Origin of the sequence: Achromobacter pulmonis (assembly GCF_002885955.2) — a bacterium.
GTDB classification, from domain to species: Bacteria; Pseudomonadota; Gammaproteobacteria; order Burkholderiales; family Burkholderiaceae_B; genus Achromobacter; species Achromobacter pulmonis_A.
In genome coordinates this window covers 175,723-190,058 of record NZ_POQS01000007.1, presented here as the reverse complement: position 1 = coordinate 190,058, position 14,336 = coordinate 175,723, and the positions used below count along the sequence as shown (strand labels likewise).

Annotated in this window: 13 protein-coding genes and 3 pseudogenes; 4 read left to right on the top strand and 12 right to left on the bottom strand. The window is 64.8% G+C overall.

Features of this window, described 5'->3' with window-relative positions; genetic code table 11:
• The 3 genes and pseudogenes from C1I89_RS25060 to C1I89_RS25050 all read right to left on the bottom strand — a co-directional run.
• A partial coding sequence (locus C1I89_RS25060; protein ID WP_181391045.1) for a glycosyltransferase family 2 protein occupies positions 1 to 598 on the bottom strand: 598 nt, incomplete at its 3' end.
• The gene (locus C1I89_RS25055) at positions 591 to 1,766 is read right to left on the bottom strand and encodes a glycosyltransferase family 4 protein (protein ID WP_146196944.1); all 1,176 of its coding nucleotides are present in this window, start codon (positions 1,764 to 1,766) and stop codon (positions 591 to 593) included. The genes C1I89_RS25060 and C1I89_RS25055, both read right to left, overlap by 8 nt.
• A pseudogene (locus C1I89_RS25050) lies at positions 1,709 to 2,836 on the bottom strand (MraY family glycosyltransferase). Before C1I89_RS25050 ends, C1I89_RS25055 begins: the two are co-directional and overlap by 58 nt.
• A 638-nt stretch (positions 2,837 to 3,474) precedes the next feature.
• Between C1I89_RS25050 and C1I89_RS25045 the strand changes: the two are divergent.
• The 4 genes from C1I89_RS25045 to C1I89_RS25030 all read left to right on the top strand — a co-directional run bounded on the left by C1I89_RS25045 (position 3,475) and on the right by C1I89_RS25030 (position 7,739).
• Positions 3,475 to 4,743 (top strand): O-antigen ligase family protein, encoded by a 1,269-nt coding sequence (locus tag C1I89_RS25045; protein ID WP_102775093.1) that lies wholly within the window; start codon positions 3,475 to 3,477, stop codon positions 4,741 to 4,743.
• A 79-nt stretch (positions 4,744 to 4,822) separates the two neighbouring features.
• Positions 4,823 to 5,392, top strand: a complete 570-nt coding sequence (locus tag C1I89_RS25040; protein WP_102775092.1) for an SRPBCC family protein — start codon at positions 4,823 to 4,825, stop codon at positions 5,390 to 5,392.
• 93 nt (positions 5,393 to 5,485) lie between these two features.
• Positions 5,486 to 6,838: an MFS transporter gene (locus tag C1I89_RS25035; protein ID WP_258231533.1), complete on the top strand. Its 1,353-nt coding sequence runs from the start codon at positions 5,486 to 5,488 to the stop codon at positions 6,836 to 6,838.
• A 31-nt stretch (positions 6,839 to 6,869) separates the two neighbouring features.
• The gene (locus tag C1I89_RS25030) at positions 6,870 to 7,739 is read left to right on the top strand and encodes a DMT family transporter (protein WP_102775090.1); all 870 of its coding nucleotides are present in this window, start codon (positions 6,870 to 6,872) and stop codon (positions 7,737 to 7,739) included.
• Positions 7,740 to 7,749: 10 nt separating this feature from the next.
• On the opposite strand, the gene clsB is transcribed toward C1I89_RS25030, so the two are convergent.
• From clsB to C1I89_RS34635, 9 genes and pseudogenes are all read right to left on the bottom strand, one after another.
• Positions 7,750 to 8,961, bottom strand: a complete 1,212-nt coding sequence (gene clsB, locus C1I89_RS25025) for a cardiolipin synthase ClsB (protein WP_102775089.1) — start codon at positions 8,959 to 8,961, stop codon at positions 7,750 to 7,752.
• Positions 8,958 to 9,824: an endonuclease/exonuclease/phosphatase family protein gene (locus tag C1I89_RS25020; RefSeq protein WP_102775373.1), complete on the bottom strand. Its 867-nt coding sequence runs from the start codon at positions 9,822 to 9,824 to the stop codon at positions 8,958 to 8,960. Before C1I89_RS25020 ends, clsB begins: the two co-directional genes overlap by 4 nt.
• Positions 9,825 to 10,044: 220 nt before the next feature.
• Positions 10,045 to 10,329 (bottom strand): annotated as a pseudogene (locus tag C1I89_RS25015) (amino acid--tRNA ligase-related protein); the annotation flags it as partial.
• Positions 10,330 to 10,395: 66 nt separating this feature from the next.
• Entirely contained in the window at positions 10,396 to 12,168 is a 1,773-nt protein-coding gene (gene aspS / locus C1I89_RS25010) for an aspartate--tRNA ligase (RefSeq protein WP_102775088.1), read from the bottom strand.
• Between the two features lie 41 nt (positions 12,169 to 12,209).
• Complete coding sequence (locus C1I89_RS25005; protein ID WP_168202298.1) at positions 12,210 to 12,875, bottom strand: DUF502 domain-containing protein; 666 nt, start codon at positions 12,873 to 12,875, stop codon at positions 12,210 to 12,212.
• Between the two features lie 16 nt (positions 12,876 to 12,891).
• Entirely contained in the window at positions 12,892 to 13,185 is a 294-nt protein-coding gene (locus C1I89_RS25000) for an FmdB family zinc ribbon protein (protein WP_102775086.1), read from the bottom strand.
• 179 nt (positions 13,186 to 13,364) lie between these two features.
• Positions 13,365 to 13,541: pseudogene (locus C1I89_RS35990) on the bottom strand (DUF502 domain-containing protein); the annotation flags it as partial.
• A gap of 16 nt (positions 13,542 to 13,557) precedes the next feature.
• Positions 13,558 to 13,851 carry an FmdB family zinc ribbon protein gene (locus tag C1I89_RS24990; RefSeq protein ID WP_102775086.1) on the bottom strand — a complete coding sequence of 98 codons (294 nt, stop codon included), beginning with the start codon at positions 13,849 to 13,851 and terminating at the stop codon, positions 13,558 to 13,560.
• 217 nt (positions 13,852 to 14,068) lie between these two features.
• A partial coding sequence (locus C1I89_RS34635; protein ID WP_219929608.1) for a putative Na+/H+ antiporter occupies positions 14,069 to 14,336 on the bottom strand: 268 nt, incomplete at its 5' end.

Below are 14,336 nucleotides of genomic sequence, written 5' to 3'. Positions count from 1 at the left end.
GCGTGACGCTGCGTCTTGAATGACCGTTTTCGGTCAAAATGAATAAATCAGCATCGACTACGTAATCCTCATGCCTGATGTCCTCGAATCTCAGATCGCCCAGATCCGCTCGGCGAAATATGCCGGTCAGATTGCCGATGAAATTGGACTTCAGCATATCGTCGTAGCTCAACCCGTCCGGCGCCAGGACTGTGCCGACCGGCCGCCCGTCGCCATCGATTCGAAGATAGCTGCCATAGGAGACCGATGTTCCGGTTTCTTCCATGAACGAAACCTGGGTCGCCAGTTTCGCGGGTTTCCAGACATCGTCCGCGTCCAGGAACGCGACATACTTTCCGCTGGCCAGGTCGAGCGCCCGGTTCCGGCTATGCACCACTCCCATGTTGCCGGGATTGCGCACGTACAAGATCCGTTCGTCATCCCGCCGGTAAGACTCAACGATCTCCGCCGTATTGTCGGTGGAGGCGTCGTCGACCACGATCAGCTGCCAGGCCCCGTATGTCTGGTCAAGCACGGACTGAACGGCCTCGCCGATGAACCGCCGCGCATTGTATGCAGGCATCACCACAGAAACAATCGGGTGTTTCTCATTAGCCATTGCGCCGCCCACCATCGCACAGCCGCCTTATCCGCGTGACGTACTGGCCGCAATAGTGCGACCGGTAGTACGTAGCATAGCGCTCGTTCCAAATCCGAACCGCCCGGCCGCCGCGCGCCATGATCGCGGCGGCGTCCAACCCGTCGAGCCACTGTTCCAGCGGCGGCTCGCCTTCGGCAACGGCCCAGCCCGAAATATCCTGCTCGACACGCGCTCCCGGCGGTGTTCCGGCGGACGTCAGCAAGGGCCGGCCCAGCATCAGATGTTCATAGTACTTGTTCGGAGAGGCGTACCGGTGATTGGGAACGGACAGGTAATACATGCCTACGACAACATCCATTCTCGCCATCAGGTCAAGGCCCGCCTGGCTGTCCATGGCTCCGTAATAATGCACATTCGCCTCGGTTTCGGCGGCCGCGGCGAACTGCGGCGCCAGGCGGCCGTAACCAGCGACGTGCAACTGTACGTCGGCGCGCCCCTTGCAGACGGCCAGCAACGCTTCCAGACCGCGATGGCGCTCCTCTAGAACGCCGAAGTAGCCGATGTTCCACGGCTTGCTCGCCTGCCAGGGCGAAACAGGTTCGACGGCTGCGTTCGGAACGTTTTCCAGAACCAAGACCCTGGAATCTCCGGGCCGGAGGCCGTGCTGAATATAACGCTCCGGACTTGCGATGATCGTCAGAGCGGCAGCGTGGGCAATGAGCTTTTCCAGGAGGTCCAGAATCTGTCCTACCGGTCCTTTGATATTGCGCACGGCGGTGTATTTATCATACAGATCCAACACCAACGGCCGCCTGAACAGCAGGCAGAACAACCAGCTCGATAGACCGGCATCGAGGTCGACTGCATGCACAGCGCAGATCCTGCGACGCTCTTTCACCAACCGCCAGAATACGTATAAATTCCAATGCAGCAGTGCGACGGCATTTTTCCATCCTCCGCCCAGCCGGGCACGCCTGGAAAAATAATGAAAACCAGCACGCTCCTGGGCCTGCTGTTCGTCCTTTTTCCAGCCGATGAAACCAAAGCCGATCCCGGCCTCGGCCAGGGCGGCGAAGTACTTCCCCAAACGGGCATCGAAGTCGGCGATATAGGAACGGACAAAAAATATCATTTGCGCAGTGAGCGACTCGAGCCGTGGCGACTGCGCTTCTTGATAATCATCCATCGCGGCATGCGGAACAACACCAGCTTGCGATACAACAGAATGTAGGTGACGGAAAAGGCCGCCGCACAGGCCATCAGCACATAGGGCATTTGCCAGAACAGCACGGCGGGAATTACCGCCATGGACGACAACAGCCACAGGTACGGCGAGGTCATCGAATTGCGCTGGTTGCGATGGCGCGATTCCCTGGAACCGACCGCCCAGCGCACCACCCGCTTGTAGATGAGCATATGCAGGTGGACACCATCGGGCGCTCCAGGAGATACGCCCCGCAGCCATTTCTTACGATAGAAGGAAAACAGGGTTTCGAAAACCGGATAAATACAGAGCAGCAGCGGAAACCACGCCGAAACATAGGGGTGACGTGCCAGCATCAGCACCGAAACCGTGCCGATCATGAAGCCGATGAAATAGGCTCCGCCATCGCCGAGAAAGATCAGGCCGCGCGGGTAGTTCCAGAGCTAAAACCCGAGGATAGCGCCGATCATTCCGACCGAAGTGACCAGTAGCAGGCGATCGCCCAGATAGTAGGCAACATACGAAAATCCCGCGAATATCATCGCCGACACGACCGCGGCCAGCCCGTTGTAACCATCGATAATATTTATGGCGTTTGCCGCACCAGCAATGGCGAATGCCGTGACCACAAAGGAAATCGGCCCGAACTGCAAGAGCCAATCGACCCCATAGATATCCAGCCGGGTCAGCGTGGCACCCAGGAAATAATAGGCCGCCATGCCGGAGATCATCGCCAGCAACAGCCTTTGCACCGCCCTCACACGCTTGGTTATGTCTTCCGCGAGGCCGCCGAGAAAGGCCGGCATAGCCACTGCCAGCAACGTCAAGGGCTCGTAGGTCAAAGAGGATTCGCGTATCGTGGCCAGTATGAAAATACATAACATCGCAAATACGAGGGACACCCCTCCCACCCGCGGCACTGGCTTGTCGTGGTACTTTTGCACCCCCTTGGTATCGTGGTCGGCGGTAAATCTTCCATGAACTGCATTAAATCGCAATACCAACAACGTAGAAACCAAAGAGACAATGAACGCCACAAGCAAATAAAGCATATTCTATTTAAGCGCCGTTATATGATGAATTTCGAATGTTAGGCACGCCGTCCGAATATCTCAGTCGCATCAGCGGCTTGACCTTTAACCACGCTTAACGAGGGACTGCGTACATCAACCTCTTCACCGTTTCTTTGCGGCGCCGGCAGAAAAATAGGTTCTACCTGCTGGCGGCTCTTGCGTCTACAAGCCTACCCGCTACGTCCTGGCCATCACCCAGGCGCAACAATGGCGCAATTATCGCACTTTCGCCGTTAGGCAGGGGCGTAATAAGGAGTAGGCACTTGCCAAGAAATCCTTCAAGAAATTTGGGGACCGATGACGCGCTCACCACTACGGTTGATCCGTTTAACGGTTTCCGCGCCAGATGTCCGAGTGCCGCTGTCGTCGCGGCCTCCAGTATGAAGGTCTCGCAGCAGTAATGAGAATTCATATCGATAAAAAGTGGGAGCACGCCTCCTAATGCTTCCGGCCGAGTCCTCCAGCAGTACGATTGCGACAAAGCCGTAACGGTGTAACTCTCTTGTCGTTACAACTATCCCAAAAGATCTATTGAAGATGCCAAATCGATGCGCCTTCGCTATTTTCATCGGCGGTTCCACATCGTGTGACGACTGCGGTCTTGGCCGGATTTCCCGATGGTCTCTTTGCCGCTGATTCTTACGGCGCTGTTGTGCGCCATGCCTGTCGCCGCCATGACCGTCGGCGGCGGCAGCGCCCTTTTCTACGCAATGGCGCTACTTTGTTCGCTGCGTTGTTTGAGTCGCCCCGGAGGCTGGCGCGAAACGCTGCACAGCCTGCGTTCCTACCGTATCGTGATCGTCGCGATGTCCGTGCCCTTGTGCGCTATCGCGCTCAGCCAGTATGCGCATGGCCTGTTCCACGGCCCCTCGCTCGAGCGCGGCCTGAGAATCAGTATCGGGCTACCAGTCATTCTGGGAGCATTGCTCAGCATCGAAACAGCACGCCTGCGTCATGCGTTCTGGGGTATAGCAGCCGCGTTGTGGACATCCACCGCAACGGTTCTGTGGCTGTCGCTGCCCGCATGGAACCGTCCAGATACGCCGCAGTACAACGCCGTGGGATATGCCAACCTGATGATGCTTTGGCTGTTCATTACCCTGTATGGCATGCATTGGCCCCTCTTGAAGCGCCCTCGGCTCGAACAGTGCTTCAAGTTGCTGACGGTCGCCTGTGGCTTCGCCGGCGTCATCCTGACGCAAACCCGCACAGCATGGATGGCAATCCCCTTGTTTCTGTTTCTGGGAATGTGGTTATTTGGCCACATGCAGCGGCCGTGGCGCGCGCTAGGTGTGCTGGCCGCCAGCCTCGCCATCCTCGTCGCATTGGGCTCAACCAGTCAGGCCCTGCGCACTCGCGTGGCGCAGGGCGTCCACGAGTTGCAGGAATGCCATGGCGCAAAGGCGACGGCGGACACCTCCGTCTGCATTCGGTTGCAGTTGTGGCGGGCGAGCGTCGAAATGATCGAGGCGGAGCCCCTGGTCGGACTTGGCACCCCGGCCCGCTTCATTCCGGAACTGCAGGCACGAGTGGCCCGCGGTGTGGTCTCACCGTTCGTGGCGCAGGATTTCGGTGAACCCCACAATGACATGCTGCAGATGCTAAGCAGTTACGGTCTGCTCGGAGGTCTGGGACTGGCATTGCTCTACTGCGTCCCCGCCGGCTTCTTTCTGCGCCGGCTCGCCGCTCCCAATCCAGCGCCGCTGCGAGCTGCCGCGACGATGGGCGCGGCACTGGCCCTGGGTTTCGCAGTCTTCGGCCTCACTGAATTGATGTTCCGTTCCATGCAGAACGTCTCGCTTTACGTCACCTTGTTAGCCTGGTTCCTGGCGCTGTGCCGTTCGGAATCAGAAGCACAGGGGCCGGCGCAATCCGGCCGGCGATAACCCAGCGTGCGGGGCGATCTATGGTCAAATTGCCAAACTGGGGTGAGAATGCATACATGGCCCTTCCAAGGAGAACACCATGCGCATTGCAGATGCCCAGTGGATTCCTTCTACCCAGCACCAGACCTGGGATGCGTTGACGGACCCGGTCGTGTTGCAGAAATGCATACCCGGCTGCGTGGAGGTGGTCCGGCTCAGCCCGACCGAGTATGCGTTCAAGCTGCGCGCCAAGGTCGCGGGGATCGACACCGATTACGACGGCGAGATCCTGATGTCCGACGTGGACCCGCACAACAGCTGTACCCTGGCTTTCGAGGGCAAAGGCCGCGCCGCCTGCCTGGCCATCGGGACCGCGCAGATCAATCTCAGCGCCAAGGACCACGGCACGCGGCTGGCCTATACCGTGGCCTGCATGGCCGGCGGCAAGCTGGCCGAGTGCGGCGAGAGCGTGCTGCTCAAAGGCTGCGACAAGATCATCCAGAAGTTCTTCGCCGCCTTCATCGACCATATGGCGAGCCAGCCCCGGCTCGCGCCGCCGCCCCCGCCGCCCGAGCCGGAACCGCGCGGGCTGTCGAATTCGCGCTGGTCGTGGATCATGGTGCTGCTGGTCATTGCGGTGTTCCTGGGCTACCACACGTTCTACAAGTAAAAACCCTGACGCGCCGGTGATATGCTCTGCGGCATGACGATGCCGCCCGATACACCCCCTGCTCCCCCCGCCCATACGCGACGCGATCTCTTGATGGGGATGGCGGGGGTGTCCGCCACCGTCGTCCTGGCCGCGCTGGATTCCACCATCATCAGCACCACCCTGCCGCGCGTGGCGGAGGCGCTCGACGGCATGGCGCTCTATGCCTGGGTGGGCACGGGTTATCTGCTGACCACGGCGGCCTCGATCCTGGTCTTCGGGCGCCTGGGCGATATGTTCGGGCGCAAGCCCCTGATGCTGCTGTCGGTGCTCATCATCGCGCTGGGCTCGATCGCCTGTGGCCTGGCGCAGAACATGATGCAGCTGATCGTGTTCCGCTCGCTGCAGGGCATAGGCGGGGGGATGATGATCGCCACGGCCTTCGCCGCGCCGGCCGACCTGTTTCCCGACGCCAAGCAGCGGGTGCGCTGGATGGCGCTGGTGTCGGCGGCTTTCGCCATGGCCAGCGGCATCGGTCCGGTGCTGGGCGGGGCCGCGACGCAGGCGCTGGGCTGGCGGGCGGCCTTCTTCATTGCGCCGATCGCCGCCGCGGGCGCTTTTTTCCTGGTGGCGCGCTACTTTCCCCGGATCCGGCCCGTGCACGACGCCAGCCGCAAGATCGACTGGCTGGGCGCGATCCTGCTCTGCATCGCCGTGGGCGCGCCGCTGGCGGCGCTGGAGCTTGCGTTCGCCAGCGGGGACCATGCTCAGCCCATGCTGGGCGTGGCGCTGGCCCTGGCGGGCGCGGCGGCCATCGCCATACTCATCCCCATCGAGCGCCGCGTGCGCTCGCCGATTTTTCCGCTGCGCGTGCTGGCCGCGAGCCAGTCGCGCCTGCTGAACGTGGCGGCGATGATGGTGGGCGCGGTGATGTTCGTGCTGATTTTCTACAGCCCGCTGCTGCTGCAGCAGGTGCTGAGCTACACGCCCAGCCAGGCCGGGCTGCTGCTGACGCCGCTGGTGGCCGCGATTTCGGTCGGCAGCATCATCAACGGGCGGCTTTTTCCCAAGCAGTCGGAGCCGCAGCGCCTGATGGTGTTCGGCGGCGGCCTGCTGGCGGCCGGTTCGCTGATGGTGCTGATGATCTCGCCGGGCACCTCGGCCTGGTGGATCCTGGCGGCGTTTTTCGTCAACGGCTGCGCCCTGGGGTTCCTGCTTCCGAACCTGACCCTGTTCATGCAGATGCTGAGCGAGCGGCGCGACGTCGGCGTGGCCTCGGCGCTGGTGCAGACCACGCGCGCCATCGGCAGCGCGCTGGGCACGGCGGTGGTGGGGATCATTATTTCGCACAGCACGGTACTAAACGGAGTGCGCGCCGGGCTGGTCCTGTGTATCGTGCTGTCGCTGACCTGCGCCTTGCTGGCGCACCGGGTCAAGATGAAGAACCTGGCCTCCAACCGGAAGTGAAACGCGGCGGTCAACCCGCCCGGAACCGAACATGCGTCAACGCGATCTGCTGGACCTGCTGCTGCTGGCCGCCGTCTGGGGCGGCTCCTTTCTGTTCATGCGCGTGGCCGTCGCCGACTTCGGGCCGGTGGCGCTGATCGAGCTGCGGGTGGGACTGGCCGCGCTGGTGCTGCTGCCGGCGGCCATGTGGCGCGGCAAGCTGGCGGTGATCGCGCGGCACTGGAAGGCGCTGCTGATGGTGGGCATCCTGAACGCCGCCGTGCCGTTCCTGCTGTATGCCTACGCCGCCCAGTCGCTGGGCGCGGGTTTCCTGTCCGTCGCCAACGCGGTGACGCCGGTCTGGGGCGCGGTCATCGGCTGGCTGTGGCTGAAGGACAGGCTGGCCTGGACCCGTTCGCTCGGCCTGATGATAGGCGTGGCCGGCATCGTGGTGCTGGTGTGGGACAAGCTGGACTTCGGCCAGGGCGGCACCGGCCCCGCCGTGCTGGCCGCCGTGTCGGCGCCGGTGTTCTACGGCATCGCGGCCAACTGGACCAAGCGTTTCCTGAGCGGCGTGGACCCGCTGGCCAACGCGACCGGCAGCATGGTGGGCGCGTCGCTGGCGCTGCTGCCGCTGGCGATCGCGTTCTGGCCTTCGGCCCCGGCTTCGCCGCAGGCGTGGATCTCCACGATCCTGCTGGCGGTGGTCTGCACCGGCGCGGCCTACATCATCTTCTTCCGCCTGATCGCCAACGTCGGCCCGACCGGCGCGGTGAGCGTCACGTTCCTGGTGCCGGTGTTCGGCGTGGTGTGGGGCGCCTGGCTGCTGGACGAGCGCATCACGCCATCGATCGCCGCCGGCGCGGCGATCATCCTGGTCGGCACCGCGCTGGCGCTGGACCTGTTCAAGCGGCGCCGCTGAACGCGCCGGCTCAGTATTTGTCGGACGTGCCTGTCAACGCCACGCCGATGCGCAGCAGCGTGTAGGAAACCGCGTCGACCCAGCGCCGCAGCCAGCCGCGGCGCTGGTAGTCCAGCGGCCGGATGAAGCGCCCGCCTTCGCGGATGGCGGCTTCGAGCCGTTCCTGCAGGTCCCAGGCGAACGGCTGGTCGTCGACCACCACGTTGGCCTCGCGCGCCAGCAGCAGGCTGAAGGGATCCAGGTTGGACGAGCCCACGGTGGCCACGTTGTCGATGACGGCGACCTTGGCGTGCAGGTAGCTGGGCATGTACTCGTAGATCTCGATGCCATCGCGCAGCAGCTGGTCGTACAGCGAGCGCGTGGCGTGGTATTGCATGCGGTATTCGATCTTGCCCTGCAGCAGCAGGCGCACGCGCACGCCGCGGGCGGCGGCCTTGGCCAGCGCGCGCCGGAACTGGCGTCCCGGAAAGAAGTATGCGTTGGCGATCAGGATGTCGCGGCGCGCCTGCGAGATGCCGTACAGGTAGGCACGCTCGAAGGTCTGGCGAAAGCGCAGGTTGTCGCGCAGCACCAGCGCGGCGCGCAGATGGCCGCGCGGCGCGGCCGACGCGTGGCGCGGCTTGAGCAGCCGCATGCGGTTCCAGTCGCGCGGATGGCGGCGCAGCCGCGCCCAGTTCAGCCTGACCCACAGCAGTTCCTGCGCATAGGCGGCAGCGGTCACCAGCGGCCCCTGCACCTGCACCGCGAAATCGTAGCGCGGGCCGGTGAGGCCGTCGGTGGGGTCCCTGTCGTCGTAGTCGTCGATGATGTTGATGCCGCCGATGAAGGCGATCTGCCCGTCGACCACGGTGACCTTGCGATGCAGGCGCCGCAGCCGGCTGCGCGACGGGATGTAGCGCGCGAACCAGCGCGGCTCGGGGCGGAAGATGCGGCATTGCGCGCCGGCGTTGGTCAGCCGGGTGCGCAGCAGGTCGACGTTCTCGGCGCTGCCGAAGCCGTCGAGCACGACGCGCACCTTGACGCCGCGCCGGGCCGCCGCCTCCAGACAGTCCAGCACGCGCGCGCCGGTGCGGTCGGGCATGAAGATGTAGGTTTCCAGGTGCACGCTGATCTGGGCCGCGTCGATGGCCGCGCACAGCGCCGGGAAAAAGTCGGAACCGTTCTGCAGCAACCGGATGTCGTTGCCCAGCGTCCAGTCCAGCTGGGACTGCTCGGCCCTCACGGCAGCTCTAGCTCCGCCAGCAGGGGGGAATGGTCGGAAAGGCGCGCCCACTCCCGGCCGCGCAGCACGCGTGCGCTGCGCACGGCGAATCCGCGCTGGTAGATGCGGTCCAGGCGGAACCACGGGAACACGGCGGGAAACGTGCGCGGCGGCGGCAGCAGCAGGCGCGAGCTGCCGTCCATGCCCAGCTGGTTGGTGCGCTCCATGACGGAGATGCCGCCGTTGGGCAGGCCGCGCAGCGCGTTGCTCAGGCGCTTGACCGAATCGCGCAGGCGCGGCAGTTCGCCGCCGTGGCTGCGCGGGGCATGCGAGAACACTTCGTACAGGCCCAGCTGCTGCACGAACAGGGGCGCCAGGCGATCGCCCCAATCATTGAAATCGCCCGCGATCAGGATGGGTTCGCCGTCCGGCACCATGCGCCGGATGCGCTCGGTCAGCGCCAGGATCTGGCGGCTGCGGCTGCCGGCGAACAGGCCCAGGTGCACGACGAAGCAATGCACCGCGCGCCCGTCGAGCTCGATGCGCGCATGCAGCAGGCCGCGCTGTTCGAGCCGATGGTCCGAGATGTCCTGGTTCTCGTGGTCGAGGATGGGAAAGCGCGACAACAGCGCGTTGCCGTGGTCGGTCTCGTGGCGGACGGCGTTGCGCCCGTAGGCCACGTCCAGCCGCAAGGCCGCGGCCAGCGATTCGTGCTGCGCGTCGAGCAGCGATTTCTGTTCGTTGCGGCCCTGGACTTCCTGCAGGAAAACCAGATCGGGACGCAGGCCGTAGAGACCCAGGCGCAGTTCATTCAGCGAGTCGCGCCGGCCCAGCGCCGAGCGGCCCTTGTGGATGTTGTAGCTGACGACACGGATGAGCGACATGGAAGCGATGGCGCCTTTCAAAACAGAAAAACCGCCGACTCAGACGGCGTCTGCCAGATTACTCCAATTCAAACCGATGCAAACGTCAAAAACCTGCGCCTTCAAGACCCGCCCTGCGCAAGCACGCAATGCCACTCAAGCGGGGCCGCCGGGAGCCGGCTTTGCCGGTCCCGCGCGGCGCCCCCCTGGGGGGGAAGCGCCGCAGGCGCTCCGGGGGGGGTCACCTCAAGCGGATATGCAGTTCGCGCAACTGCTTCTCGTCGACCTCCGAGGGCGCCTGCGTCAGCAGGCACTGCGCGCGCTGGGTCTTGGGGAAGGCGATCACGTCGCGGATCGATTCGGCGCCGGTCATCATGGTGACGATGCGGTCCAGGCCGAAGGCGATGCCGCCGTGCGGCGGCGCGCCGTACTGCAGCGCGTCCAGCAGGAAGCCGAACTTCTCGCGGGCTTCTTCCGGGCCGATCTTGAGCGCGCGGAACACCTTGCTCTGCACTTCCTCGCGGTGGANGGCTTTGCCGGTCCCGCGCGGCGCCCCCCTGGGGGGGAAGCGCCGCAGGCGCTCCGGGGGGGGTCACCTCAAGCGGATATGCAGTTCGCGCAACTGCTTCTCGTCGACCTCCGAGGGCGCCTGCGTCAGCAGGCACTGCGCGCGCTGGGTCTTGGGGAAGGCGATCACGTCGCGGATCGATTCGGCGCCGGTCATCATGGTGACGATGCGGTCCAGGCCGAAGGCGATGCCGCCGTGCGGCGGCGCGCCGTACTGCAGCGCGTCCAGCAGGAAGCCGAACTTCTCGCGGGCTTCTTCCGGGCCGATCTTGAGCGCGCGGAACACCTTGCTCTGCACTTCCTCGCGGTGGATACGGACCGAGCCGCCGCCGATTTCCCAACCGTTGAGCACCATGTCGTAGGCCTTGGCGTAGGCCTTGCTGGGATCGGATTCGAGGAAGTCCTCGTGGCCGTCCTTGGGGCTGGTGAAGGGATGGTGGGCGGCGGTGTAGCGGCCGTCTTCCTCGTCGTATTCGAACATCGGGAAGTCGACCACCCACAGCGGCTTCCAGCCGCCGGTGGACAGGCCGGCCTTCTTGCCGAATTCGCTGTGGCCGATCTTCACGCGCAGCGCGCCGATGGCGTCGTTGACGATCTTCTCGCGGTCGGCGCCGAAGAAGATGATGTCGCCGTCCTGCGCGCCGGTGCGCTTGACCAGTTCGGCCAACGCAGCGTCGTGCAGGTTCTTGACGATGGGCGACTGCATGCCGTCGCGGCCCTTGGCCACGTCGTTGACCTTGATGTAGGCCAGGCCCTTGGCGCCGTAGATGCCGACGAACTGGGTGTAGCCGTCGATTTCGCTGCGCGACATTTCGGCGCCGCCCGGCACGCGCAGGGCGACCACGCGGCTGCCCGGCGCGGCCGCGGCGGCGGCGAAGACCTTGAAGTCCACGTCGCGCATGACGTCGGTCATGTCGGTGAATTCCAGATTCACGCGCAGGTCCGGCTTGTCCGAGCCGTAGCGGCGCATGGCTTCGGTCCAGGGCATGATCGGGAACGGGGTGGGCAGGTCCACGTCCTGCACCACCTTGAACACGTGGCGGATCATGCTTTCGAAGATTTCACGGATCTCGACTTCGTTCAGGAACGAGGTTTCGCAGTCGATCTGGGTGAATTCGGGCTGGCGGTCGGCGCGCAGGTCTTCGTCGCGGAAGCACTTAGTGATCTGGTAGTAGCGGTCGAAGCCCGAGACCATCAGCATCTGCTTGAACAGCTGCGGCGACTGCGGCAGCGCGAAGAAGTGGCCGGCGTTCACGCGCGAGGGCACCAGGTAGTCGCGCGCGCCTTCGGGCGTGCTCTTGGTCAGCATCGGGGTTTCGATGTCGATGAAGCCGAGCTGGTCCAGGAACTTGCGCACTTCGATGGAGACGCGGTAGCGCAGCATCAGGTTGCGCTGCATCTGCGGGCGGCGCAGGTCCAGCACGCGGTGCGTCAGGCGGGTGGTTTCCGACAGGTTGTCGTCGTCGAGCTGGAACGGCGGCGTGACCGAGGCGTTCAGGATTTCGACTTCCTTGCAGAGCACTTCGATTTCGCCCGAGGCCAGCTCGGCGTTGGCGGTGCCCGCCGGACGCTCGCGCACCAGGCCGGTGACGCGGATGCAGAATTCGTTGCGCAGGCGCTCGGCGGTGGCGAAGGCGGCGTTGTCCGGATCGAACACGATCTGGGCCAGGCCGGCGCGGTCGCGCAGGTCGATGAAGATGACCCCGCCGTGGTCGCGGCGGCGGTTCACCCAGCCGTACAGGGTGACAGTCTGGCCGAGATGGTCACGGCAAACCTGGCCGGTGTAGCAGGTACGCATGCGGGATGACTCCGTTTATGTGCTTGGTAGTAGCGTAAGGGTTACGAATCGGCGCGGGGCGGATCGGATTCGCCGGGCGCCGGGACGGGCGCGGCCGGCCGGCCCGCAGGCCCGGAGGCCTGGACCGGGGCGACCACGCCCATGGAAACGATGTACTTCAGGGCCGCGTCCACGCTCATCTGCAGGTCGATGGTATCGGCGCGCGGCATCATCAGGAAAAAGCCCGAGGTCGGGTTCGGCGTCGTGGGCACGTAGACGCTGATGTGATCTCCGGGCAGGTTGTCGGCGACTTCGCCGCCCGGCGTGCCGGTGACGAAGGCGATGGTCCAGCTGCCGACCCGGGGATACTGCACCAGCACCGCGCGGCGAAACGCCTGCCCGTTCGGCGCAAGCACGGTATCGCTGACCTGCTTGACCGAGTTGTAGATGGACCGCACCAACGGTATGCGGCCCAGCAGGCTTTCCCACTGGTCCACCATGGTGCGGCCGATCAGGTTGGCCGCGAATATGCCCGTCAGCAGCACCACCACCACGACCAGGACGAAGCGGAAGCCGGGGATGTCGATGCCGAACAGGGATTCGGACGACAGGAAGCCGGGCACGAACCCTTCGAGGGTGGCGACCAGCAGCCCCAGCACCCACACCGTGATGACCAGGGGAACCCAGATCAGCAGGCCGGTGATGAAGTACTTCTTGATGACGCGCATACGCATCGCGCGCGCTCTAGGAGGCGGGACTGCCGGCGGCGGGCGCGGCGGGCGCGGGCGCGGCCGGGGCGGCTGCCGCCGGCGCGGCGCCCGCGGCCGGAGCCGGCGCGCCGGCCGGCGCGCTGCCGTTGCCGCGGAAGTCCGTGACATACCAGCCGGAGCCCTTGAGCTGGAATCCAGCCGCGGTCACCTGCTTGGAAAACGTGCTCTGGCCGCACTCGGGGCAAACCGAAAGCGGCGCATCGGAAATCTTCTGCAAGACGTCTTTGGCATGGCCGCAGGCGCTGCATTTGTAAGCGTAGATGGGCATCAAGGGGCTCCCAGGCGCGGGCCCGGCAAATCAAAAACCGCCTGGCGCCGGACGCAAGGTCCGGGTTCGGACCGGGTGGAAAACCTGATCCGGGCCAAAGCGGCGGGTGGGCGAGGCCGGAAAAAACGGGGAAAGTCTTGAATTTTAGCGGTTTTTCTTGAACCGCCGGTGTCCGTCNCCACGACCAGGACGAAGCGGAAGCCGGGGATGTCGATGCCGAACAGGGATTCGGACGACAGGAAGCCGGGCACGAACCCTTCGAGGGTGGCGACCAGCAGCCCCAGCACCCACACCGTGATGACCAGGGGAACCCAGATCAGCAGGCCGGTGATGAAGTACTTCTTGATGACGCGCATACGCATCGCGCGCGCTCTAGGAGGCGGGACTGCCGGCGGCGGGCGCGGCGGGCGCGGGCGCGGCCGGGGCGGCTGCCGCCGGCGCGGCGCCCGCGGCCGGAGCCGGCGCGCCGGCCGGCGCGCTGCCGTTGCCGCGGAAGTCCGTGACATACCAGCCGGAGCCCTTGAGCTGGAATCCAGCCGCGGTCACCTGCTTGGAAAACGTGCTCTGGCCGCACTCGGGGCAAACCGAAAGCGGCGCATCGGAAATCTTCTGCAAGACGTCTTTGGCATGGCCGCAGGCGCTGCATTTGTAAGCGTAGATGGGCATCAAGGGGCTCCCAGGCGCGGGCCCGGCAAATCAAAAACCGCCTGGCGCCGGACGCAAGGTCCGGGTTCGGACCGGGTGGAAAACCTGATCCGGGCCAAAGCGGCGGGTGGGCGAGGCCGGAAAAAACGGGGAAAGTCTTGAATTTTAGCGGTTTTTCTTGAACCGCCGGTGTCCGTCCCCGCCGGCACGTGCCGGCGGGCCTTCCCGAAGCGCCGTCTCAGACCGGAAGCAGGAACATCACGGCCGCCACCAGGGTCGGCGCCAGGGCCGACAGGAACAGCCGGCCGGACGAAATGCTGCCGTCCGGGAAGTGGTTTTTCAGGATGGCGAAGCCGGCCGGATTGGGCGCGTTGGCGATGACGGTCAGGCCGCCGCCGGTGACCGCCCCGGCCACCAGCATGTAGCGCCAGGCCTCGCCGGTGCCCTCGACCAGCGAGCCCAGGTAGGTCAGCGCCGCATTGTCGGTGATGGCCGTGAGCGCGGTG